The organism is Providencia vermicola (genome assembly GCF_020381325.1).
GTDB classification, from domain to species: Bacteria; Pseudomonadota; Gammaproteobacteria; order Enterobacterales; family Enterobacteriaceae; genus Providencia; species Providencia vermicola.
Genome location: NZ_JAGSPI010000005.1, coordinates 132,447 through 156,316, shown reverse-complemented (window position 1 = coordinate 156,316; position 23,870 = coordinate 132,447). Strand labels below are relative to the sequence as shown.

The following is a 23,870-nucleotide window of genomic DNA, read 5'->3' as shown; positions in this document are numbered from 1 at the left end:
AAATATAGCATGCACGGCAAAAGTTATGTCATAAAATCTTTATATTACAGTGAAGTTCGCTGTAATAATGAGCAATCATTAGTTTTTTGATGGAATATCTATAAATTATTAATACAACCGATGCTGATATTGATTTGCTCAATTAGCCAATTTACAAAGACCGCCACGGCGCCATCTGCTGCAATAGGTTTTGGCGAAAGCAAGTAATAAGCTGAGTCGTCAGGAATAAAGCCCTCAGGAGCTTGAAGTTGCCCTGCTTGAATTTCATCTATAACCATAAGAAATGACACTAACGCAGCCCCTTGTCCTGATAAAGCGGCTTGAATACACAGGTAAAAATGTTCATAGGTCACATATTTATAGCCGGTTAAATCTACACCGCTATTTTTTTGCCATGTTACCCACGCGTCAGGGCGTGATGCACTTGTTAATAGCGGGCAGTTTGGTAACAAACTAACATCCTCTTTTTCAGGTAGTCGTACTATCCCCATTTGCTCTGAACATACCTTGGTAGCATATATTTGCCCTCCCCATACAAAATCATTGCGCCTTAAAGCAAGGTCAACATGGGTCTTCGCAAAATCAATAGAGCCACCAGCAGCAACAAGGTGAACAGTGATATGGGGATACCGTTGATAAAAATCGGTTAAACGTGGAATGAGCCACTTCATGGCAATCGTTGGTTCACAAGACAAACTCACCACATCAGGCGTGGCATTTGTCTTTATTTGCTCAACTGTGGCACTTAACTGCTCAAATAGGCTACTGGTCGTCTGTAAAAGTAGTTGGCCTGCAGCTGTTAAGAAAACAGCACGATTTCGCCGCTCAAATAACGCCACACCAAGGTGTTCTTCCAATAGGCGGATTTGGCGGCTGATAGCACTGTGAGTGACATTTAATTCTTGTGCTGCTTTAACAAAGCTACCCGCTTTAGCAGCGGCATCAAAGAAACGTAAGGTCGATAACGGCGGCAATTTCATATTGGTAACGAAAAGTGACAGATTTTAGTCAGGATAAATCGCTTTTTAACTTTATTCAATGTATTGATAATAAAAACATTAAATAAATCATTACAACCATATTTATGGTGATAACTGTTAGTTTTTATAACTCTTTAGGAAACTTAAATGAATGAAATCCTTGCAGTAGCAACAATCACAATCCTTGCAGTGATAAGTCCAGGGCCTGATTTTGCAATGGTAACTCGGCAAAGCTATACCCACGGCATAAAGACAGGATTATTATGTGCTTTTGGCATTGCAATTGGCGTTCAAGTCCATGTGTTTTATACTATTTTCGGTATTACGCTAATTATTATGAGCTCAAGTGCATTATTTTTAGCCGTTAAGTTAACCGGTGTTTGTTATTTGGTTTATATCGGTTTTAAGTCATTCACCAACAAAATAAAAATAACCACTGATAGCGCCAGCACACAGCCAATATCTAAATTTAATGCATTTAAAATAGGCTTTTTAACCAATGCCCTAAACCCCAAAACCATGTTCTTTGTTGTTTCCGTTTATAGTCAAGTTATCCAAGTCGGGAACTCTGTTTGGCTCAACTTAGGCTATGGGGTGTTTATCTCATTGGTGCACTTAGTTTGGTTTAGCTTAATCGCACTATTTTTTGCCACCCCTTCAGTACGTAATAAAGTATTGAGTTATCAATCAGTCATGGATAAAACCATCGGCATCTTGTTAGTCTTACTTGGTTTTTCTTTACTTTTTTTCAATATCAATTAAGCCTTATTGAGCCCCTGATAATATTCATTTGCCATTTGTGCCAGTTCAATAACATCTTTAGGCATATTTAATTGCGCGAGTTGTTGAAAAGGCACCCAACTAAACGGTGAAAAAGGTGGCTGCTCAGGTGAGATTAATTCACATAAATACACCATATCGATATGCCAATGATCACCTTTTTTCTTATCCTCGATATATTCCTTGAGAATGGCCATCGGTAATGATAATGATTGCGTATGAGATGAGTCGACAACTGAGGTCTTAAAGGGATATCCACAACTAATAATATTACAATCCAGCCCCGTTTCTTCTAATACTTCGCGATATAACGCATCTTGCGGTTCTTCATTTTCTTCAATATGCCCCCCTGGCGGTAACCAAAAACCAAGTTTAGGGTGTTCATGGAGTAAAAACTCCCCCTTTTCATTACGGATCATTGCCGTTGCAGTAAAGTGTTTAATCTCATTATTCATTTGATGATGACCCTTTTCGGTATTCAACAGCGTGATGTTTTCCAGTCATATGGCATAAGTTCAGCAAGCGTCACTTGGGTATTATCATCAACACCAACGATTGTCTCTTTGTTTTTATCTGATAGCTGGCTAAGTAACTCGCGACAGCGGCCACAAGGTGGTACGATACAACCTGATGCATCCACGGCAACAATCGCCTTAATCACTGAACGCCCTTCTTTTAGCATATCTGCAACGGCAGCATGCTCTGCGCAGAACCCCAGTGAACATGCAGAATCAATGCTCACACCACTATAAATATTGCCATCATCGGTTTCTAATGCTGCAGCAACATGCCCACTTTCGATGTACCCATTAAATGTCGCTGGCTTCGCATATCGTTTTGCAATCTCGACGAGGTGTTTTAACATAATTGCCCTCTTTTAATGCTAATTGAATACCTTAATTAAACGTTAACACAATAAAAAGTATTAATTTTTTTGTGCTCTATTCCAGATCTACCATATACAATATTACTGATTTGATAGTGTTTAATGCAGCGGCTAGCTCATCATAAGAAACCGTACTCACAGCTACACGTATGGCCTGTGGCACAGCGTTTGATGTCGAATAAGACTCAGCACTACTCACTGCAATATTACGTTTATTGAGTTGACGAATAACCGATTCGGAACGCAAACCTTCAGGTAATGGTACCCAAATAAAATAGCTATTTGGATGAGCAATATAGGGAAAATCGCCAAATACTTGTTGGACAATTTTTTGCCTATTTCTTGCATCTTGCCGTTTATTACGTTCAATTTTTGCAACTTCACCTTTCATTAACCAATCACAAATAATCGCTGTTGTAAGCGCAGGTGTGTTCCATGTCGTTATTCGGATTATTTTTTCTATATTTTCAGTGTACTGTTTGGGTGCCAATACAATTCCCACCCGTAAACCTGTTGCGACATTTTTGGAAAACCCCGCAATATAAAAGGTTCTTTCTGGAGCCAACATGGCTAACGGAGTAATGACTGGACGATGTAAAAATGCATATGACCCATCTTCAATCAGTAAAAAATCCTGTTTTTTTGCCATAGCCACCAACGTCTTTCGCATTGCTAATGACATAACCCAGCCTAATGGATTGTGAAGTGTCGGCATGCTGTAATAGGCACGAACCTTCCGGTTCTGGCAAAGTAAGTCTAGCGCCTTTAAATCAGGCCCATTGTTTAATACTGGGATAGCCACTAATTCAATGTGATACATTTTTGCTAAGGCTTTAAACCCTGGGTAGGTCAATGCATCTACCGCCACAATATCACCTGGGCTAAACATACCTAAAACAATCGCGGCTAAGCCATGCTGTGCACCACTCACAAAGGTGATAGACTCAGCTGAGACATTGCTAAACCCTTGCTGCATTAAATATTTAGCCGCTATCACCCGCTCATGGTGCCTTCCTGTATGTTGCTGGTAATAGAGTATCCCCTCCAAATCCCCCCCAACCGCTAACTCTCTTAACGATTCTCGTAGTAATTTTGTTTGTTCCTTAGCAATGGGATAGCTAAAGTTTAAGTCTAGCATTTCAGGCACAACATCATGTTGAATACTCAATGTGGGCAATAGTTGGATATCCCTAACGAAAGTCCCTCGCCCCGTTTCTCCACTCACTAAACCTTTGTCGATCAATTCGCGATAGACCCGCGATGCAGTTGCCAATGAAATCCCTTCTTGCTTAGCAAAGGTTCTATGTGGCTCTAAGCGACTACCTGGTTTTAGCTCACCACTGATTATTTTTTCAGCAATTTTATCTACATACTTTTGGTAACGAGGTTGTGACATGAAATTGTACCTATGACAATTTTTTGATTGTCATGATTATCTACATTAGTTTTCTATTTCTCAAGACGCGTATTCATCTATATTAAGGGTTTTCATGGAACAAACACTCATTACACAGCCTAATACAACACGAGGTTGGATAAACGGCTTTATTGGTGTTGTCATCTTCAGTGGTTCATTACCCGCAACCAAAATTGCCATTGAAGGGTTTTCACCTGATTTTCTAACGGCCGCTCGTGCTGCAATTGCAGGTATTCTTTCCCTGATTATTTTTGCTTTTTTACGACAAAGCATACCCACTAAAGCTCATTTTCTTCCTTTAATTATTGTTGCTGTTGGTGGCGTCATTGGTTTCCCTTTCCTTACCGCTCTTGCTTTGCAATATGTGAGTTCCGCGCATTCCATTGTATTCATAGGTTTGCTTCCCCTTGCAACTGCATTTTTTGCCGTTTTACGTGCCCGCGAGCGGCCTCGCAAACTGTTTTGGTTGTTTTCTATAATAGGAAGTTTATTTGTAATTGGCTTCGCATTATTTCAAGGAGGGAAAAGCACTCTTATTGGTGATTTGTATATGATTGCGGCAATATTACTGTGTGGGCTTGGCTATGCTGAAGGGGCCGTTTTATCTAAGAAGCTGGGAAGCTGGCAGGTTATTTGCTGGGCGTTAGTGATTTCATTACCCATTATGCTAGTGCTGTGTGTGATCTTATGGCCAACTAACCTAGCAAACGTATCAACAAAGGCTTGGCTAGGTTTAGTATATGTCTCTTTCTTTAGCATGTTATTAGGGTTCTTTTTTTGGTATCGAGGACTTGCAGAAGGAGGTATTGCAGGTGTGGGGCAATTACAATTATTACAACCCTTTATCGGCTTACTACTTTCAGCTTGGCTGCTTGATGAAACCGTCAATTCTTTAATGATTGCATCAACTTGTGGCGTTATTTGTTGTGTTGCCGCTTCGAAAAAATTTGCGAGTTAAAATTGGCTGTATCTGTAGGCACACAAAGCGCGATCGCAATAAAAATTTACTTTATTATTTGCTGCTACATGTGAATTAAATAGGAGCGAACAGTGACCCTTTCTTTAGCAGATTATAAACGGCAGATTATGCACTTTAGTGAAAGTGACCCAACTGAAAATCCTTGGGTGAAAGGAAAGCCTGTTCCTCGTCTAATTCAAGTTGTTCCTTATGACCTGAAGTGGCCTGAAATCTATCAGCAACAACAAAAATATATTTGTGATGCCCTACGTGATAAAGCGCTTAAGATTGCTCATGTAGGTTCAACAGCCGTTCCTGGCTTAGCGGCTAAGCCTGTTATCGATATTGACTTGATTGTGGCAACCCCCGAAGACGAAAAAAGTTATGTTCCAGCCCTTGAGGAACTTGGATTTGAACTTACTGTACGGGAGCCCTCTTGGTACCAGCATCGAATGCTTAAATTACAAGATCCACAGGTGAACTTGCACGTTTTTGCACCAGGTTGTCCTGAACATTTACGCCACTTACTGTTTCGTAATTGGTTAATTAATCACCCCGACGATAGTGAAAAATATGCAAACGCTAAATTAGCCGCTGTAGTCGATGCCAACTATGTCAAAGAGTATAACGACAATAAAAATGCGGTTGTCAGGGACATTTATAGTCGACTTTTCGAACAGTTAGACATGCTGTTACCTAATTTACTTTTACATGAGAACTAGAAAATATGCATTTTGTGATTGTTACTAAGCAACATATTCAGTTAATTGAACAAATTAGCGATGCATTACACCAAGAGTGGGCGGGTTTATCACCATGGGCCGACACAGAACAGATAAAACACAGGCTGCACGAACGCAGCCAAGCGGCTAACCCGCAAATTTTGTCTTGTTTCGTAGACAATAATGGCCAGCTACTTGCAACCGCTAGCACGATCTTTCGTGAGCTCCCAGATATTCAACAGGCGACTTGGTGGCTAGGGGAAGTCTTAACTGTGCCATCAGCCAGAGGAAAAAGAATTGGCACCCAGCTGATTGAAACGCTTTATCAGCACTACCGAAAATCCACAAGCGAAAGTCTTTACCTATATACACCCGATATGCAGGCTCTTTATCGAAAAATGGGGTGGCAAGATGTGGAACAGCGTGAAGTCAATGATGAGCTTGTCACCATTATGAAACGCTAAGGTATTAGACTAAAGTAGATACAAAATAGCCAGCTCAATTTGGCTGGCTATTAAATCACAAGGTGATATTTCAGTGCGTTCTCTTTTAGGCTGTTAACGCTAATTTAGCCCCAAACATTAAGAACACTGCCCCAATACAGCTATTGGAGAATTTTGACAGTTTCTTATTGTGTTTTACCATATTCGTCACGGCTACTGCGCCGAAAATCAACAACGATAAATAAATCATACTGCACGTTTCTAAAATCACACCAAGGACGAAGAATGGCACACCTGCATTTGGGTATGCAGGGTCGATAAATTGTATAAAAAATGACACATAGAAAATGATCATTTTAGGGTTTAGAAGACTTAAAAAAACCGCTTTTTTATAAGTCCCTTTCGTCTCTAAAATAATACTATCAACATCATGCGCACCTTCTTTTTTGTGTAATACGCTATAAAGTGTTTTTATTCCTAAATAAAATAAATAAGCCGCACCTGCGTATTTAATCACACTAAAAAAGATTGGCGATGTTTTGACTAATGAAGCAACCCCTAGGAAAGATAGGAATATCAGTATTGCATCCCCTGTAAATACCCCTAACGCTGCTTTGTAACCATTTTTTACGCCATATTTTGCACTACTAGTTAAAACAAATAAAGAATTAGGGCCTGGTACCAGCGTAATAAAAATAACACCGATAAGATAAGTCCATAAGTTTGTAATACCGAGATTTTCAAGCATAGGAAACCCGCTAACTCAATAAAAGTTATAACAAAAAATTCACATTAACTTCTGATAGATATTATGATACAGATTTTATTTTTTTATAAAAGATATCACTATTTAATACATCAATATATGGATTTATATTTCAATAAAAGCCACAAAACCAGTGAAAAGAATAAGATTAAGCCTTGCATTTTAGAGTTATAGTTCAATTGCAACCATTAAACCAGAAGCAAGCTGAAAACAACTTATTAAGCAGAGTTATATACCATATATCAATGTTAAATCGGAACTAAATAGAGGTTTTAGCTTGGGAATGTTGATAGTGATTTGATTCTCATTTCGCGTTATAACATAGAAATGTATTAATGCCCTGAAAATGGCTATAGATAACAATATTAATTTAGTCTAGATGTTTTTTTGACCATTGTAATAAATACATTACTCTCACATTTAATTAACGAATCTCGGATAATTAAAACAAAAAGTACTTTATATTTAATCAGTTTTAGGGATCTCATGGAAAGCGCTAATTACTTTCATTTGCAAGAGCTTAATGGCCTTGAAATGATAAATGCTCGATATCACCAACAAAAATTTTCTCGACATAGCCACGAAGGTTTCTGTATTGGCGTTATTGAAGATGGTGCTCAGCAATTCTTTCGTACAGGTGAAAACCATTACGCACCAAAGGGCGATATCATTTTGGTCAATGCAGATGAAATACACACGGGTTCATCTGCAATGGAAAATGGTTGGTCATATCAGGCAATCTACCCTACTCCTGACATGTTTTCGCAGCTCACCACCGACTTAAAAATTGAAAATCAAGGACTAGTGCCTTGGTTTCCTTATGCTGTCGTGCAAGATACAGGACTGGCTGCTCAGTTACGGTTACTTTTCAGCTTGTTATTGCAACCCGGAAACCTATTGTTTAAAGAAACCTTACTGCTCTCTACGTTAAGTTGGTTAACATTACGCTATAACCAGACTAAAACCGAGTTAGCTAAAATTACCCCTGCAAAACAGCGTATAGAACAAATTTGCGAATTGATGATAAATACCTGTGAGCAAGAACATTCTTTAGCTGAATTAGCCCAAATAGCGGGATTCAGTCAATGGCATTTTCTAAGACAATTTAAGCTGCAAACAGGCACAACGCCCCACGTTTTTTTGGTTCAAGCGCGTCTGCATAAAGCCAAAAAACTGTTATTAGCGGGAAACTCCCCTGCTGATGTTTCGAATTTATGTGGTTTTTCTGATCAAAGCCATTTTACACGCCACTTTAAACAGTCATTAGGCGTCACACCCGGTAATTTTGTGCGTCATCTAATTACTTAAAAAGAGCAATTTTATTCTATCTGCAGCCAGTTCATATCCTTAATATGAATGACACGTTACATAGGCATTATTTCAACAGGTATTAGTTAACATGGATCCAAAGCAAAATCGCAGCTGGCAAAAAGCTATGATGGATGGCGCAGCTCATTCAGCTCCACTTAACCTAGCAGTGATCCCTTGGGGAGTGCTCGCAGGTTCGATGGCCGTAGAAACAGGATTAGATTTTTGGCAAAGTGTTGCAATGTCAGCAATGGTTTTTGCAGGTGCCGCCCAACTAGTCACCCTCGGACTGCTCAATTCAGGCACTGGTTTTATCACGATTGTGATTTCAGTTTTCTTTATTACGTCCCAGCATTTACTGTATGGACTGACGTTACGTCCTCAAGTGAAAGATTTTACAACCCCTCAAAGGCTCAGCATTGGCTTTCTTCTCACCGATGAGCTGTTTGCAATCAGCGCGGCGAAACGTCAAAGTTTGAGTTTCCCCTACCTATTTGGTGCTGGGTTTAGTTTTTATCTTGTTTGGTTAATCACCAGCCTTTGTGGCATTGCGATGGCAAATATTGTTGGTGACCTAAGTCGCTTACACCTTGATTTCTCTGTTGTAGCGACACTCCTTGCCATTGTTGTACCTTTGACGAAAAAAATCAGCACGCTATGTGGCGTCATTTTCTCACTCGTCGTAGCCATAACCTTATCCATGTACTCCATCAGTAGTGCGATTGTCATTGCAGGTGTTGGTGGAATGTTTGTCTCAGTCATCGTTTCGCGCGTATTAAAGGAGGAAAAATGATCTGGCTTTTGATTATCACGCTAACCGCCGTTATTTTTACATTGCGTTATGTATTTTTAATCCCACAGCTACCACTTCGGCTACCTTTGATTGTTCGCCAAGCATTAGGTTACTCAGCACCTTGCTTGTTAACGGCGATTTGCGCACCTGTTATTTTATTAGAAAACCATGAGCTTAGGAACTTTCCCGATAACCCGTATTTGTGGGGTGCTGTATTCTGTGTTGTCGTCGCATCATTGCTGAAAAACATGCTGTTAACTGTAGGGTTGACCCTTGTCTTTTTTTATTCCCTGATTTATTTCATGGGTTAATACCGTTCAATAGGAGTAAAGTCAGGTGACAACACTTTGCTTTATTCCACTAATCCCGCATAATAGCCGACTTCGTCGCAATACGACCCTATTCAATTACTCCCTTTCTTTATGAAAGTCTGTGATCCATTGGCTTTTCAATTGCGCCAATTAATTCTATCAATAATGGATAATAAACAATCATGCTTAATAATTATGTTTTACGCAGTGTTCGCTATATGTTGGACTTGAGCGATGCTCAAATGGTCAAAATCGTAAAACTTGCAGATTTAGACGTGACGAAAGAAGAAATGGTATGCTGGCTCAAAAAAGATAGTGAGCCTGAATATGTTGAGTGTAACGATAACGTAACCGCACACTTTTTAAATGGCTTAATCTATCATCGTCGTGGTAAAGATGAAGACCGTCCTGCACCAGAAATAGAAAGCCGTCTAAATAACAATATTATTCTCAAAAAACTGCGGGTCGCTTTCGAACTAAAGGATACTGATATGATTGAAATTTACCAATTGGCAGACTTTCGAGTATCAAAACCTGAACTTAATGCCATTTTCCGTAAGCCTGGACATAAAAACTACCGTGAATGTGGGGATCAACTTCTGCGTTATTTCCTTAAAGGCCTAACCACACGCTTACGTGGCGATAAATAACACATATTTTACGTCGCTCTGGTATTTGCCTAGAACACATGAGGTAAATACCAAATAGCCTTACCCTATTAACGCCATCATCTATAGCGCTCAGACTAAATATTTTGCAGTAAATAGTTTAAAAAAATATCTATTTTTGGGGATAGCGCACTTCGGCTTGCATAGACGGCTCTTAGCTCTATAGGTGCAGGGTTTACTTCCTCTAATTGAATAATATCTAACTGACCCGATGTAATTTGTGCATGACAAGCTTCTAACGATAAAATAGCAAAACCAACACCATTCACCGCAGCTGCATGAGCGAGTACCCCACTATTTACCCGATATGGGCTATTTATCATCGCTGTGCGCTGCTTGCCTTGAGAATCAATAAAAATCCAAGGCTGACCTTGTAAGGCACTAAGGCTTGAAATACAAGGTAACTTCACTAAATCAGCGATGGTTTTCGGTTTACCAAATTTATGAATCAGCTCAGGGGATGCGATGACCACACTTTGCCAAGATTTCACCAATCTTGAGTGATAGCTGCTATCCTCAAGCTCTCCACGGTGAAAAGTCAGTAATAAATCGATTTCATCACTGATGACATCACGAGGCATTAATTGTGTGTCACAATGAATTTTGAGTTGCGGATGCAACAATGCAAATTTTGCTAATATATCGGCTAATAATACACTACCCGCTTCACTTGGGATGGTAAGGCGTAAGGTACCTGTTACCCCTTGAGGATGACTAATTTGTTGGACAATATCGACCAGTTCACCCACTAATTTTTGGCTTTGCTCAAACAGAATATTGCCCGCTTCCGTTAGCCGCATCTGCCTTGTTGTTCGTTCAATCAAACGGCAATTTAATTGTTCTTCTAGTTGCTTAATTTGTCGACTCACATTGGATGATGGCATCGAAAGCTGCTTTGCAGCATTAATAAAGTTACCTTGCGTTGCTACCGCAATAAAAACCTTTAATAAATTTAGGTCAACCACCGTGCATACATCCTTTTCATTCAACATGATTGACCTAAACTAATAACACTAGCAGTAACCAAATGCCATGATTTTTTGGTAACGTTCTGATAATAAAGCATCCGTATCGAGTCGAGTTAATGCAGCTAAGTCTGCTATCAATTGCTGTTTTAAATGTTCAGCTGCTAACTTATAGTTTCGGTGTGCCCCCCCTAATGGCTCAGGAATAATCGTATCGATAATGCCTAATTCTTTTAATCGAGAGGCAGTCATTCCCATAACTTCAGCCGCAACTTGCGCTTTTTGAGCGTCTTTCCACAGAATTGACGCGCAACCCTCAGGGGAAATGGCTGCATACGTACTGTACTCAAGCATATTAATTCGGTCACCAACACCAATTCCTAGCGCGCCCCCCGAACAGCCTTCCCCCGTAACAACACAAATAATTGGCGTTTTTAAGCGGGACATTTCTAATATATTCTTTGCGATAGCCTCTGCCTGTCCACGCTCTTCAGCGCCTACGCCTGGATACGCCCCCGCTGAGTCTATCAGTGTAATAACAGGCAACTTAAAACGTTCCGCCATTTGCATTAAACGTAACGCTTTACGGTAACCTTCAGGTGATGGCATACCAAAATTACGCATCACTTTCTCTTTGGTTGTTCGTCCTTTTTGTTGGCCTAAAACCATGACAGGACGCCCTGCAATACGTGCCAAGCCTCCCACCAGCGCTTTATCATCAGCAAATGCGCGATCTCCCGCCAATTCCTGAAACTCAGTAAAAATTAAAGAAATATAATCAAGGGGATATGGCCTTAATGGGTGCCTTGCTAACTGTACGATTTCCCATGCACCAAGAGAAGAAAAAATGGTTTTTGTCAATGAGTGAGACTTTTTTTCTAACAGTTTGATTTCTTCTTCAAGCTTAATTTCGCTAGGATGCCCCTGTTGTTTGAAGGCAACCAATGCTTCTATTTTGTCATTAAGTTCAACTATCGGTTTTTCAAAAGCCAAAAAATGAGTAGACATACAGACCTTAAAATTATTAACACAATTTTAAGAGTGTAAAGGGTTATTCTATCCCATTCTATGATTGGATTTGGGATTAATTAGTATCAAATATGGGATAATTGATGGGTTATTTATGCTTGAGACGGTTTGATTTTAGGCTGTTACTCAGGATTTTTTGAAAGTTAGGACATAAAAAATGGTTCTCTTCTGGGCAATTAGCAATATGAATAATGCCATCTTTTAATGCCAATAAATTTTGGATCGTCTGTTCAATTTCTTCAGCTTTAGCCATCAGGCTGGCCCTCTCTATATTAGGGCCATCTTGGTGATTAAGCATTTTCGCAATTTCATCGAGTGTAAACTGAGCCTGCTGCCCTAAACTTATTAACGATAAACGGGTTATCACATCTTTGCCATGATAAATACGCTTTAAGCCTTTTCTACCAATCGGTTTAATTAACCCCTTTTCTTCGTAGTAACGAAGCGTTGAAGCCGCTAAACCTGACAGTTGGCTCACTTGAGAAATATCTAATTCATCATGCATAGAACGATAACCCGTTAATATTATAACGCTGTAGGCGTCAGCTTCTGCCGTAATAGCACAGTAATATTGCCATTCATAAATATTTCACGATCAATAACATAACCTAATTTTTCGGCAACACGTAATGACGGTAAGTTTCTAGGCTCAATAAAACAGATAGTTTGCTGATACTTATTTTGCGCTTTTAACCAACTTAGCGCCGCTTGCATCGCCTCGGTTGCATAGCCTTTGCCTTGAAATTCTGGTGCAATGACCCAACCTGCTTCGGGAATTCCTTTTACTTGTGGCTCAACCATTCGATGAAAGTCAGCAAACCCAAGATCACCAACATACTGCCCTGTTACTTTTTCCCTTACCGCCCAGTAACCAAAACCCAACAATGGCCATAACCCGCCATAGGCTAACATTCTCATCCATGATTCTCGTTCGGTTGACGGCATACCGCCGATATAGCGTACCATGGATTCTGTCGCCCACAGTTTTGTCAACGCGGGGAAATCACTGACTTGGTGTTTCGATAAAATCAGTCTTTCTGTTTCTATTTCAGGTATTAAAGCCATAGATTGCATCTCCTTGCTATCTAAATGGGGGTTCATCAAAGGTTCTTAACTTCCGAGAATGTAATTTATCCCCTTCTTGATGTAATAAATCAATAGCACGAATACCTATTTGTAAGTGTTCTGAAATAGCCCCTTCATAAAAGCTATTCGCTTGGCCTGGTAATTTAATTTCCCCATGTAATGGCTTATCTGACACACACAAAAGCGTGCCGTAAGGTACTCTAAAACGATAACCTTGTGCAGCTATGGTTGCGCTTTCCATATCAACAGCAACTGCGCGGCTTAAACTAAAGCGCCTTGCTGTGGCAAAGAAACGCAGCTCCCAGTTTCTATCGTCTGTCGTCACCACAGTTCCAGTGCGTAAACGTTGCTTAACCAATTCGCCAGGCATATTACTGACTTGTTTAGTCGCATCATAAAGTGCTCGTTGAACTTCTGCGATGCTTGGAATAGGAATATCTGGCGGTAATACATCGTCCAAAATATGGTCATCACGTAAATAAGCATGAGCAAGAACGTAATCACCAATATTTTGGCTTTCCCTTAAACCTCCACAATGACCTATCATTAACCATGCATGTGGCCTTAATACCGCTAAGTGATCACAAATGTTTTTTGCATTTGATGGGCCAACACCAATATTCACTAATGTTATTCCTGAGCCATCTCGTGCAATCAGATGATATGCAGGCATTTGGAATTTTTTCCACGTCATGTCTGAAATAGCAATTTGTGGATCCGCATTTTCAGCTGTCAGGTAGTTATTACCAACACAAGACAACGCAATATAACGACTCTCAGGATCACGGATTTGTTCACAAGCCCAACTGACAAACTCATCCACATAGCGGTTATAATTGGTAAATAAGATATACGGTTGCACATGCTCTGGTGGCGTACCAGTATAATGTTTAAGGCGTGCAAGTGAAAAGTCTACACGTAAAGCATCGAAATGCGATAAAGGCATTTCTTCCGAAACGGTATATAAGCCATCAGTAATATCATCACTGATATGAGCTAAATCTGTTATCGGAAAATGAGCGGCAAGGCTACCACTCATACTTCTATCAAGGACTAAATCCGAGCCATCAATCACAAATGGATATGGAATTTCCGTCTTAGACGGACGAACTGCAAAAGATACATCATAATCTTGTTGTAAAATAGAAAGTTGTTCCGTTAAATAACGACGAAATAACTCTGGCTGAGTCACCGTGATGGAATAGTTTCCTTTTTTTACAAAGCGCGCATAGGCACGGGTTTTTTCACAGTGATCAATTTTTCCTTCCCACGTCACACAAAGCTCAGGGTAAGCAAATAACCCATTTTCTCTCTCGTCTGTATTTGGTATCTGCCCTTTTGTGACATAAATAGCAATCGCATCTCTTAATGATTGAATGGCATTTGAATATAACAACGAAAGTTTATCCAAAACATCTTCAATAGATAAGTTTTCATTTTTCTGGCATTTTTCCAAAGACACACACAACTCCTAATCAGATGAAGTAATCTCCTGATAACATAGAGTATCAATGTGACAGTTGCAAAACATATCACCACTAATGCATGACGAATGATAAAACTATAGGCAGTGTGAACACGGCGATAATAGTTTGCAATGTAATGATCCCAGCCATTAATTGGCTATCACCATTCAACTGACGAGTCAAAATATAGGCTGTTGGTGCAGTAGGGATGGCAAAAAATATCACCAATAAAATCGTTTCTAAGTTTGGCAAAGAAAACAATTTAGCCATTATTAACGTTAATACAGGCATAGCAAGCAAGCGTAATAATGTTGATAGCATGATTGGTTTGAATTCTTTACGTAGTGTTGTTGTTTGCAACGCACCACCAATACAAATCAATCCCAATGGTAAACTTGCTGCTGCGAGTAATTTTAATAATTGTTCAGAACCAAAAGGTAGCCCCACTGGCGATAAATTTAACAAAATTCCGATAACACAAGAGATAATTAACGGATTTTTAATGATAGGTAATAAGAGTTGTTTTACCGACACTTTTTTCCCTGAAGATAACGCCAGCACCGCGATAACATTACAGCTTGGTACTAAAATTGCCATAATAACTGCGGCAACGGCAACCCCCTCTTTACCAAATAGATCGGCCACAATAGCTAAGCCTAAATAGGTATTAAAACGCGTGATCCCTTGAATATGCGCACCAAATCGAGGGACAGTTATTTTGCATAAATATTTACTTAACAGCACTAACAATGAACTTATCGCTAAAATGCAGAGGATCGCACTACCTAAATAAGCTAATTTAGGATTGTTTAACGGGGCACTTGCTAAGCTATTAATTAATAAGGCAGGAAATAAAATAAAATAGTTGAGTTTTTCGGCTCCAGGCCAAAAATCAGGCGAAAATAACCGAGTACGCCTTAACACAAACCCTATCGCAATCAACGCAAATAGTGGCCAAAGCACTAACAATATTTTACTCATTATGATTTATCTTTTTATATCAGTCTATTATAAGAAGTCACTCCAGAGTTTAGCGTTAATTTTTTGTAACGGATAGGTAAAAAAAGCTCTCATTAACCATATCCTTCCGATTTTATGATTGGTTTAACAAAAATATTGCACGGCTGCATTTCCCTCCTCTTTTTTTGTTCGTATTTTAGCCAAATTTAGGGGCATTCGTGCACCAATAAATCAGCAAATGACATTATCCAACCTTAATTTTGAAATACTATTTGCTTGCCTGATTAAATTTATGTATTTTTATTCACTATAAATGCATAATTAAAGAGGTCTAAAATGTTTAAAAAGCTCGTTTTTGCTGGTTGTATGACACTGGCTGCATTCGCAGGGAATGTTTACGCAAAAGACAGTTATACCGTAGGTGCTGGTGGAACATATCGACCATTTGAGTTTGAAAATAGCCAAAAACAATTGGAAGGTTTTGATATTGATATTATTAAAGCCATTGCTGATGCAGAAGGTTTTGACGTCAAACTGGTTAATACACCATGGGAAGGTATTTTTGCCACTTTATCCTCAGGGGATAGAGATATTTTAATTTCAGGGATAACTATCACAGACAAACGCAAAAATATGGTTGATTTTTCTAATCCTTATTTTCCTGCTGAACAAGCTATCGTAATCGGTGAGTCTTCCAATGTTACTGATTTAAATAGCTTAAAAGATTTAAATGTTGGTGTTGTTAATTCCAGTACAGGGGATATTGTGGTCTCCGATGTAATTGGTAAAAACAGCACATCAATTAAACGTTTCGATAATACACCTTTATTATTGCAAGAACTGTATGAAGACGGTATTGACGCCGCAGTTGGTGATGTTGGTGTCATTAAGTATTACATCAAAACTCACCCAGAGAAAAAATTTAAGTTAATCTACGATAACCATTTTGAAAAACAATATTTCGGTATTGCGGTCGCTAAGGGAAATAGTGAATTACAACAAAAGATTAATAATGGTTTAAATACCATCGTTGAAAATGGCACTTATAACCAAATCTACCAAAAATGGTTTGATTCAAATGTTCCGCAATTACCAAAACAATAGTTTTATTTAGTTTAAAGCCATCTTTAGGTGGCTTTTTCTCGTTATAAATCAGGGTGAAATTAAGATGTCTGCGTTTCGTTGGGAAATAATTGAAGAGTACGCCCCACTATTTGCTGAAGGCGCATTAATGACCATAAAGGCCACCATTATTTGCGTTATTTTAGGCTCTTTGTGGGGGCTCACGCTTGGGCTGGGGAGAACGGCCAAAGCGGAACAAGGGATTTGGAAACCCATTTTACGCTATTTCGTGCAATGGCCCGTGCGTTTTTATGTTAGCGCCTTTCGTGGCACACCATTATTTGTACAAATAATGGTTGTTCACTTTGCATTAGTTCCATTATTTATTAATCCGCGTGATGGTTTGTTCGTTACATCAGGGTTAATGTCCGTTGATACTGCAAAAATGCTACGTTCTGACTATGGTGCATTTTTATCTTGTGTCATTGCTATTACTTTAAATTCAGGAGCTTATGTTTCTGAGATTTTCCGTGCAGGCATTCAATCAATTGATAAAGGGCAAATGGAAGCCTCTCGGGCGCTAGGAATGAGTTGGGCAAAAACAATGCGTAAAGTCATTCTTCCGCAAGCTTTCCGCCGAATTCTACCTCCTTTAGGTAATAACGCGATTGCGATTGTCAAAGATTCATCACTTGCTTCCGCAATTGGTTTGGCCGACCTCGCCTATGCTGCGCGCACTGTTTCTGGGGCATATGCCACATACTGGGAACCCTACTTAACAATATCAATAATTTATTGGATGCTGACATTTATACTCGCTCAGTTAGTGCAATATATGGAAAGAAGGTTGGGCAGAAGTGATTTACGTTAATGATTTACAAAAAAAATTTGGGGATACCCATGTTTTACGCGGTATCTCATGTGAGATCCATCCGCAAGAAGTTATCTGTGTTATTGGTCCTTCTGGCTCAGGGAAAAGTACTTTTTTACGTTGTTTAAACGCACTAGAACGCCCTGACGGCGGTGAAATCAAAGTCAACGGATTTAATGTTCATGACCCGAAAACAGATCTCAATAAAATGCGTGAAAATGTTGGTATGGTTTTTCAACGCTTTAATTTATTTCCACATATGACAGTGCTTGAAAATTTGATGATGGCACCAACCCTCGTTAAAGGGGTAAAAAAAGAACAAGCGTTAAAACAAGCTGAGCAGCTTTTAGTCAAAGTTGGTCTATTAGATAAAATTGATGCGTGGCCTGCAAGCCTTTCTGGTGGGCAGCAACAACGTGTTGCCATAGCACGAGCATTAGCAATGCAGCCGTCTATTTTATTATTTGATGAACCGACTTCAGCACTGGATCCTGAGTTAGTTGGTGAAGTGCTGTCTGTTATGAAAACGTTAGCAACTGAAGGCATGACGATGGTTATTGTCACACATGAAATGGGCTTTGCCCGTGAGGTAGCGGATCGCGTTATGTTTATTGACCAAGGTATCATTCAAGAGGAAGGCCCCCCTGAACAACTATTTTCAGCACCTAAAAACCCTCGTACTGCAGAGTTTTTAAGTAAAGTTCTCTAATTACCCCGCCTGCTTATCAACATAAGCAGGCTTTTCTGATAGCTCAATTCCTTTTATCTCCGTATGCTAAGAATATTATTATTATTTAATTAAGCTTAACCTATGGATATTAAAAGCCTTTGTAAACATTACCGCTCAGGGAAAAAATTCAAATATGTTTTTTTCTGGGGGCACCAAACCAAACAACATCAAGTCACGAAAAGCTGCTTTAGTCAGTGGTACCCTGCACCGTTTATTGTCGATGGGTACCGATTTGCAAGTGCAGAGCATTTTATGATGGCAGAAAAAGCACGTTTATTTGGTGATATTGAAACGTTAGAAAAAATCATTCATGCGCCCAACCCTGGGGCAGCAAAAGCGTTTGGTCGCGAGGTTCGTGGATTTAAGCAAGATGTTTGGAATGATAAACGTTTCGAAATTGTTGTTGCCGCGAATATGGCCAAGTTTAGCCAGAACGAACAACTTAAAATATTTTTACTTTCAACCAACGAGCGCGTATTAGTTGAAGCTAGCCCTGTTGATAAGATATGGGGAATAGGCCTTGCCGAAGATGCAGAAAATATCGAAAATCCACTCACGTGGAAAGGATTAAATCTTTTAGGTTTTGCTTTAATGGAAGTTCGCTCCCAGCTCGCAAGTTAAACATATTTTTTTGCACTTAATCCCACTCCACTAAAAGCCCGTTGTTATCAAACAACGGGTCAGCCAGTCAGTCACTGAAATGTAGGATATGCTACTGCATTGATTATAATGGCATTCTATATTCAATCACCCCTGGTTTCTCTGCCACCCAGTTATACAGTTTTTGCCCGCGTAAATTAGTTTCTTGTGTATGCCAATATAAGCGACCACATTGTTTATCTTGTGCTTGCACTTGAACAAATTCAATAAGCTGCTTACCAACATGACGCCCTCTCATTTCTGGCGTGACATACAAATCTTCTAAATAGCAAAAGTCATTTTTTGCCCATGTTGAACGATGGAATAAATAGTTGACGAAACCAACCACTTTGCCATCTTCAAGTGCGACTGCGCAGTACATAGGCTCATTATCGTCAAAAAAACGCTCCCAAGATTTTAATGTCACCTCTTCACTTAATTCAACTTGATAAAACTTTTGGTATTCCAGCCAATACACTAACCATTCTGGATAATGTGCTGGAACAACAAATTCAATCGTAACTGGTAATGTAGCTTTATTCATAATAACCCTTCCATTTGTAGATATATTACATAATGTGGTTATAGTACAATCCCATCTGGTGCTGTATAAGATACACTTTTGTTATTTATTTAGGATCCACTTATGCGACGTAAACAACAAGCTCAGTTTCCATTGCTCCTACTTGATAAGGGGTATATAAAAGAAAATGTGTATCACACGATCCGCAATGCAATCTTAGATGGCCGTATAGCTTCAGGTGTGAAGCTACCATCCTCAAGGGCTTTAGCTGAGATGATGTTTATTTCGCGTAACTCAGTCATTGCAGGCTTTGAGAGGTTAATTGATGAAGGCTATTTGTATTCCAAAAAAGGCTCTGGCACTTATGTGTCAGCCAATATTCCTGACGAGTTAGTTCGTACAGCATCGACTTCACAAACAATTAAGCAACCTGAATATAATGCACTTAATCTTAATCCTAAAGTCGCAATATTGACAAATTTGTGGAATCAATCACGACCAAATACAAAATCGCGCCAAATATTTAATATTGGTATTGGTTGTGTTGATCAGTTTCCTCATGAACTATGGGGAAGATTATTAGGCCGTGTTTGGCGTAAATCGAAACAAACTATCCCTTTTTTCAATCATCCAGATGGATTTACGCCCCTTAAAAAATTACTGGTGGATTATGTTCACTCCACTCGCGGTGTTCACTGCAAAGAGAAACAAATTATCATTGTCAATGGAACCCAACAGGCAATTAACTTAGCTGCGAAAGTTCTGTTACAACAAGGGGATAAAGTTTGGCTTGATGACCCAGGCTATGACAGCGCTCGTGCTATTTTAACTGCAGCGGGGGCTGAAGTTTCACCGATACCATCCGATTCCGAAGGCATGGATATCGCCTATGGTGCGAAATACCATGGAGATGCCAAATTAGTTTATACCGCGCCTTCTCATCAATTTCCTTTAGGCACTACATTAAGCCTATCCCGCCGTTTAGCATTGCTTGACTGGGCGCAACATAATAATGCATGGATTTTTGAAGATGACTATAACAGCGAATTTCGTTTTTTATCTAAGCCAATTCAAGCATTACAAGGCTTAGACAACCAGCAAAGAGTCATTTATGCGGGCACATTTTCAAAAATGATGTACCCAGGGTTTCGCTTAGGTTTCTTAATTGTGCCAGAAGTTCTGAGTGAAGCATTTACCATGATGAAATACTACAGTGATAGCCATTGTGGATACCTAGAGCAAGCCTCTCTAGCCCAGTTCATTCAAGAGGGTCACTATGCTCGCCATGTGCGTAAAATACGCAAAATATGCCATGATAGGCAGAACGCATTTTTTAATGCGATTAACCTGTATCTCCCTCATTTATTTGAAGTACAAATGACAGATTCAGGAATACACACAGTATGTTGGATAAAAGCGGGGTACGATATTAATCTTATACTTGAACAGTGCCGCTTATTAGGTTTTGGTGCACAGCCGTTATCACGATATTGTATTAAAAGCACCAAGCAAAATGCCATTTTATTTGGTTATGCAGCACATACTGAAACTGATATTGTGCACAATGTGAAGTTACTCAGTGAGCAGATGAATAAGATATACCCAAGCTAAACAAAGAAGATTTTGCGCTTTTATCTGATAGTCAGATTTTTGCTAAGCTTTATAACTATACCTTAATGATATTCTTTTATTTATATTGAGGTATTTTAATGATGCAAACAAACTACCCCTATGAATATGAAGTGGGTGACATTGTTTTTACCAGTATTGGTACCGAGTTATTTCGTCAAATTGCTTCAGCCTCTTTATGTTGGAGCAACCATGTTGGTATAATCATCGGGCACGATGGTGAAGATTATTTAATCGCCGAAAGCCGTGTGCCTTTATCCACAACCACGACACTTTCACGTTTCATCGCTCGTTCTTCAAATAAACGTTATAGTGTGCGCCGTTTCGCCAACTCGTTAACACAAGAGCAAAAAAATGCCTTGGTCGCACAAGTCCCTGCCCGTTTAAATAAGTTTTACCATACGGGGTTTAATTATGACTCGCCAAGGCAATTTTGTTCTAAATTTGTCTTTGATATTTACCAATCTGCCCTATCCGTACAAATTGGTGAAATTGAAACGTTTGAAGAATTATTAACAAAGAATCCGAATGCAAAATTAAATTTTTGGAAACTTTGGTTTATTGGTCAAATCCCTTGGGAACGCACCACAGTAACGCCCGCCAGTCTGTGGAATCACCCTGAGCTATCGTTAGTTTACCGTAGCCACGAAGATATCCACTAATTGAAGAAATAGGATATTGTCGAAATCACCGAACGTCACCTAAAAGTGGCTTAGTATACTAAGTCACTATTTCCCTATCATTAAAGCTTGAATTGCCATCAAGCTGATTTGCTGCAATATGTCACTCAATAACCGTTCATCAATTTGCTGAGCATTGAGTTGCTTAAGAAAAGGTTTTCGCGCGACAACAAAACCTAATACTTGTCCTATCAATACATGAGCTCGGATAATCGCGGTTTGTTTATCAATATGATTAATCGTTTGGATCAGCCCTGACAAACGTGTATGGAAAGGTTCGATAAAGTCCCGATAAATAACATCATAATTTTCTGTAGGCTCAAGTTGCTCACGAAGAATAAGCACGGAATAATATTCATGCTTTGGTAATAACAACGAATTTCCTAACCCAGTTATCAATAAGCTAATTAACTGATTTGCTTGCGCCTGCTCAATAGGCGTTTGTTGCATGGCTAGTTTAAGCTGTGCATCAAACGCCTGAACATTACTTTCCCGAGATAAATCGGTCGCAATTTTTTGAATAACAGCGCAATAAACACCGAGCTTTCCCCCCAAATGATAGGGAATTGCAGACTGATTAACACCCGCACTTTCAGCCAGTTGGCGCGTACGAACGCCATTGATGCCATGAATCGCAAATTGTTTAATCCCTTCATTAATTAACTTTTCTTTCGTTAACTCTGATGAAAGTATGTTTTTATTTGTGTCATTCATATCTTGCTGTTATTCCTAAAATTATATGTCCGCGCGCATAAGATAAGTAGAATTATTATTCAGTTCAATCCCCCTATCTTTACCGACAACCACTGTGCCACCGAGATTACATAAATGATAGCCAAATGCGCAGTTAGGTTCAAAGGCAAACGTCATCCCTTCCTGCAAAACTAATTCACGCCCTGGATTGGGTAACCGTTCCAATTGACGGTATTTTTGGGCAATAGGCAATGACTCAATACCAGGGGCTGTACCAAAACCGATAGGCCCATAAGGATTAATACTGTGGATCAATGGATGTACATGCCACCCCTTTGATTTTAACAGCGGTTTTTCCATTTCATCTACTACTTCACCAAATGTGACACCTTCTTTAAGACATTCAACACCAATTTCATAGCATTCCCTTGCAACAGCTGCCGCTTTTTCAATATTGGGATGAATTTTCCCCACCGCAACCGCGGCTTGGTGCTGTGTTTCATACATGCCATACAGAGCAAATATTTCTGTTAACACAATATCACCTTGCTGTATCTTTCGTGGCGCTTGTGAGCGGTATTGCCACGCGGGTTGACCCCACCCAATATATTCAGGTCCTGAACCCATCAAAATTTCAGCGGTGAATCCCCCCATAGATAAACATTTCGCGGTGACTGCCGCCGCAATATCCGCCTCTGAATTACCGACAATAGCTGTAGAACGCATCGCTTCACTCATTGCCTCACCTATCATTGCAGCATATTTCACATGCTCAAGTTCTTCTGCACTTTTCACAGAGGCGAGTTGAAAAAACGAGCGGTAAACAGGGACAAAATTTAACTGAGGTAAACGTGCTTTTATTCCCGTCAATGTGTTATACGGCATTGCGCCATCGAAATAAAATGGCGGGTAAGGCTCTAATCCCACCACACCAACATTCGCATTTGCAGACACACCTAAATCAACAAATATCTGCGCAATATTACGCCCTGTTTTCCCTACAACTATTTGCTCTGGTGATATCCACTGCCTATCATCTCGCATTTGTGCTTGCATATGATCAGCTACCATCATGGGGGCGAATGTGACTACCAGTGGGGCTTTATCTTGATGGAAGATCACAACCGACCCTAAACGGTCATTGGTGAAATAGTGATCAATACAAAACGGTGCGGGTGCCGCTGATTCCCTATCCCCATAAACCATAAGGACTTCAAGGTCATGCAGTTTCATGATTTCCCGCGCAATCCCCCATCTTCTATCGCGTTCTTCAAACGAAAATGGACTCGGTATCGTTAGGTTATTCATCTATTTCCTCTCTTGTTAATATTTAATTCATTTGAATGAATTAAATATAGATTGTATTGAGAGATAAAGTCAAACCCTTGCTTAACCATTTTGTGCTAATGACTAAATTCTATTTTGATATGGAATCAAATAGTGAAAGACTCTAATCCATTGAGAATAACTTGCCTAAAAACACAAATGCCTCTTTATCAGAGGCT

The 23,870-nt window shown here is 39.6% G+C and carries 28 protein-coding genes; 14 read left to right on the top strand and 14 right to left on the bottom strand.

The features are described 5' to 3' along the window. Positions 1-98: 98 nt before the first annotated feature. Positions 99-980, bottom strand: a complete 882-nt coding sequence (locus KDJ85_RS09040; RefSeq protein WP_225819365.1) for a LysR family transcriptional regulator — start codon at positions 978-980, stop codon at positions 99-101. Between the two features lie 147 nt (positions 981-1,127). Here KDJ85_RS09040 and KDJ85_RS09035 point away from each other — a divergent pair, with 147 nt between their 5' ends. Next, a complete protein-coding gene (locus KDJ85_RS09035; protein WP_225819364.1) occupies positions 1,128-1,742 on the top strand; it encodes a LysE family translocator in 615 nt (204 codons plus the stop codon). Here the strand turns inward: KDJ85_RS09035 and KDJ85_RS09030 are convergent. The 3 genes from KDJ85_RS09030 to KDJ85_RS09020 form a co-directional block, all read right to left on the bottom strand. Beyond that, positions 1,739-2,215 (bottom strand): NUDIX hydrolase, encoded by a 477-nt coding sequence (locus KDJ85_RS09030; protein WP_225819363.1) that lies wholly within the window; start codon positions 2,213-2,215, stop codon positions 1,739-1,741. The genes KDJ85_RS09035 and KDJ85_RS09030 overlap by 4 nt on opposite strands. Positions 2,216-2,238: 23 nt before the next feature. After that, positions 2,239-2,625 carry a cytidine deaminase family protein gene (locus KDJ85_RS09025; RefSeq protein ID WP_206084304.1) on the bottom strand — a complete coding sequence of 129 codons (387 nt, stop codon included), beginning with the start codon at positions 2,623-2,625 and terminating at the stop codon, positions 2,239-2,241. Positions 2,626-2,701: 76 nt separating this feature from the next. Further along, on the bottom strand, positions 2,702-4,042 hold the full coding sequence (locus tag KDJ85_RS09020; RefSeq protein ID WP_225819362.1) for an aminotransferase-like domain-containing protein: 1,341 nt from the start codon (positions 4,040-4,042) through the stop codon (positions 2,702-2,704). A 94-nt stretch (positions 4,043-4,136) separates the two neighbouring features. On the opposite strand from KDJ85_RS09020, the gene KDJ85_RS09015 reads away from it, so the two are divergent. From KDJ85_RS09015 to KDJ85_RS09005, 3 genes are all read left to right on the top strand, one after another. Continuing rightward, positions 4,137-5,021: a DMT family transporter gene (locus tag KDJ85_RS09015; protein ID WP_225819361.1), complete on the top strand. Its 885-nt coding sequence runs from the start codon at positions 4,137-4,139 to the stop codon at positions 5,019-5,021. Between the two features lie 92 nt (positions 5,022-5,113). Then, positions 5,114-5,743 (top strand): GrpB family protein, encoded by a 630-nt coding sequence (locus KDJ85_RS09010; RefSeq protein ID WP_225819360.1) that lies wholly within the window; start codon positions 5,114-5,116, stop codon positions 5,741-5,743. Between the two features lie 5 nt (positions 5,744-5,748). After that, positions 5,749-6,207 carry a GNAT family N-acetyltransferase gene (locus tag KDJ85_RS09005; protein ID WP_225819359.1) on the top strand — a complete coding sequence of 153 codons (459 nt, stop codon included), beginning with the start codon at positions 5,749-5,751 and terminating at the stop codon, positions 6,205-6,207. 85 nt (positions 6,208-6,292) lie between these two features. Here KDJ85_RS09005 and leuE read toward each other — a convergent pair whose 3' ends face one another. After that, on the bottom strand, positions 6,293-6,934 hold the full coding sequence (gene leuE, locus KDJ85_RS09000; RefSeq protein WP_225819358.1) for a leucine efflux protein LeuE: 642 nt from the start codon (positions 6,932-6,934) through the stop codon (positions 6,293-6,295). Positions 6,935-7,438: 504 nt separating this feature from the next. Between leuE and KDJ85_RS08995 the strand changes: the two genes are divergently transcribed. The 4 genes from KDJ85_RS08995 (at position 7,439) to KDJ85_RS08980 (ending at position 10,014) form a co-directional block, all read left to right on the top strand. Continuing rightward, positions 7,439-8,260, top strand: a complete 822-nt coding sequence (locus KDJ85_RS08995) for an AraC family transcriptional regulator (protein ID WP_225819357.1) — start codon at positions 7,439-7,441, stop codon at positions 8,258-8,260. A 91-nt stretch (positions 8,261-8,351) separates the two neighbouring features. Beyond that, positions 8,352-9,053 carry an AzlC family ABC transporter permease gene (locus KDJ85_RS08990; RefSeq protein WP_225819356.1) on the top strand — a complete coding sequence of 234 codons (702 nt, stop codon included), beginning with the start codon at positions 8,352-8,354 and terminating at the stop codon, positions 9,051-9,053. Next, on the top strand, positions 9,050-9,364 hold the full coding sequence (locus tag KDJ85_RS08985; RefSeq protein ID WP_225819355.1) for an AzlD domain-containing protein: 315 nt from the start codon (positions 9,050-9,052) through the stop codon (positions 9,362-9,364). Before KDJ85_RS08990 ends, KDJ85_RS08985 begins: the two co-directional genes overlap by 4 nt. Positions 9,365-9,546: 182 nt before the next feature. Next, entirely contained in the window at positions 9,547-10,014 is a 468-nt protein-coding gene (locus tag KDJ85_RS08980) for a YehS family protein (RefSeq protein ID WP_225819354.1), read from the top strand. Between the two features lie 95 nt (positions 10,015-10,109). Here KDJ85_RS08980 and KDJ85_RS08975 read toward each other — a convergent pair whose 3' ends face one another. The 6 genes from KDJ85_RS08975 to KDJ85_RS08950 form a co-directional block, all read right to left on the bottom strand. Then, positions 10,110-11,024 carry a LysR family transcriptional regulator gene (locus KDJ85_RS08975; protein WP_225819353.1) on the bottom strand — a complete coding sequence of 305 codons (915 nt, stop codon included), beginning with the start codon at positions 11,022-11,024 and terminating at the stop codon, positions 10,110-10,112. A 21-nt stretch (positions 11,025-11,045) separates the two neighbouring features. Further along, entirely contained in the window at positions 11,046-12,005 is a 960-nt protein-coding gene (accA, locus tag KDJ85_RS08970) for an acetyl-CoA carboxylase carboxyl transferase subunit alpha (protein WP_225819352.1), read from the bottom strand. 109 nt (positions 12,006-12,114) lie between these two features. After that, positions 12,115-12,531: a helix-turn-helix domain-containing protein gene (locus KDJ85_RS08965; protein ID WP_225819351.1), complete on the bottom strand. Its 417-nt coding sequence runs from the start codon at positions 12,529-12,531 to the stop codon at positions 12,115-12,117. 20 nt (positions 12,532-12,551) lie between these two features. Beyond that, positions 12,552-13,127, bottom strand: coding sequence for a GNAT family N-acetyltransferase (locus tag KDJ85_RS08960; protein ID WP_377210597.1), 576 nt, complete (start codon positions 13,125-13,127; stop codon positions 12,552-12,554). Further along, positions 13,108-14,535: an AMP nucleosidase gene (locus KDJ85_RS08955; protein WP_377210614.1), complete on the bottom strand. Its 1,428-nt coding sequence runs from the start codon at positions 14,533-14,535 to the stop codon at positions 13,108-13,110. The genes KDJ85_RS08960 and KDJ85_RS08955 overlap by 20 nt, the downstream gene beginning before the upstream one ends. 115 nt (positions 14,536-14,650) lie before the next feature. Further along, a complete protein-coding gene (locus KDJ85_RS08950; protein WP_225819348.1) occupies positions 14,651-15,559 on the bottom strand; it encodes an AEC family transporter in 909 nt (302 codons plus the stop codon). A gap of 315 nt (positions 15,560-15,874) precedes the next feature. Between KDJ85_RS08950 and KDJ85_RS08945 the strand changes: the two genes are divergently transcribed. The 4 genes from KDJ85_RS08945 to KDJ85_RS08930 all read left to right on the top strand — a co-directional run bounded on the left by KDJ85_RS08945 (position 15,875) and on the right by KDJ85_RS08930 (position 18,822). Continuing rightward, positions 15,875-16,642, top strand: a complete 768-nt coding sequence (locus KDJ85_RS08945) for a basic amino acid ABC transporter substrate-binding protein (protein WP_377210598.1) — start codon at positions 15,875-15,877, stop codon at positions 16,640-16,642. 64 nt (positions 16,643-16,706) lie between these two features. Next, positions 16,707-17,471, top strand: a complete 765-nt coding sequence (locus KDJ85_RS08940) for an amino acid ABC transporter permease (RefSeq protein ID WP_206084275.1) — start codon at positions 16,707-16,709, stop codon at positions 17,469-17,471. Beyond that, positions 17,458-18,180: an amino acid ABC transporter ATP-binding protein gene (locus KDJ85_RS08935; RefSeq protein ID WP_225819347.1), complete on the top strand. Its 723-nt coding sequence runs from the start codon at positions 17,458-17,460 to the stop codon at positions 18,178-18,180. Before KDJ85_RS08940 ends, KDJ85_RS08935 begins: the two co-directional genes overlap by 14 nt. Before the next feature lie 102 nt (positions 18,181-18,282). Continuing rightward, the gene (locus KDJ85_RS08930) at positions 18,283-18,822 is read left to right on the top strand and encodes an NADAR family protein (protein WP_225819346.1); all 540 of its coding nucleotides are present in this window, start codon (positions 18,283-18,285) and stop codon (positions 18,820-18,822) included. Between the two features lie 103 nt (positions 18,823-18,925). Here KDJ85_RS08930 and KDJ85_RS08925 read toward each other — a convergent pair whose 3' ends face one another. Beyond that, entirely contained in the window at positions 18,926-19,384 is a 459-nt protein-coding gene (locus tag KDJ85_RS08925) for a GNAT family N-acetyltransferase (RefSeq protein WP_225819345.1), read from the bottom strand. 102 nt (positions 19,385-19,486) lie between these two features. On the opposite strand from KDJ85_RS08925, the gene pdxR reads away from it, so the two are divergent. Next, entirely contained in the window at positions 19,487-20,974 is a 1,488-nt protein-coding gene (pdxR, locus tag KDJ85_RS08920) for a MocR-like pyridoxine biosynthesis transcription factor PdxR (RefSeq protein WP_225819344.1), read from the top strand. Positions 20,975-21,075: 101 nt separating this feature from the next. Beyond that, positions 21,076-21,654: a YebB family permuted papain-like enzyme gene (locus KDJ85_RS08915; RefSeq protein ID WP_225819502.1), complete on the top strand. Its 579-nt coding sequence runs from the start codon at positions 21,076-21,078 to the stop codon at positions 21,652-21,654. Positions 21,655-21,720: 66 nt separating this feature from the next. Here the strand turns inward: KDJ85_RS08915 and KDJ85_RS08910 are convergent, their stop codons facing one another. Beyond that, a complete protein-coding gene (locus KDJ85_RS08910) occupies positions 21,721-22,386 on the bottom strand; it encodes a CerR family C-terminal domain-containing protein (protein ID WP_225819343.1) in 666 nt (221 codons plus the stop codon). 21 nt (positions 22,387-22,407) lie between these two features. Then, entirely contained in the window at positions 22,408-23,673 is a 1,266-nt protein-coding gene (locus KDJ85_RS08905; RefSeq protein WP_225819342.1) for a M24 family metallopeptidase, read from the bottom strand. Between the last annotated feature and the right edge of the window lie 197 nt (positions 23,674-23,870).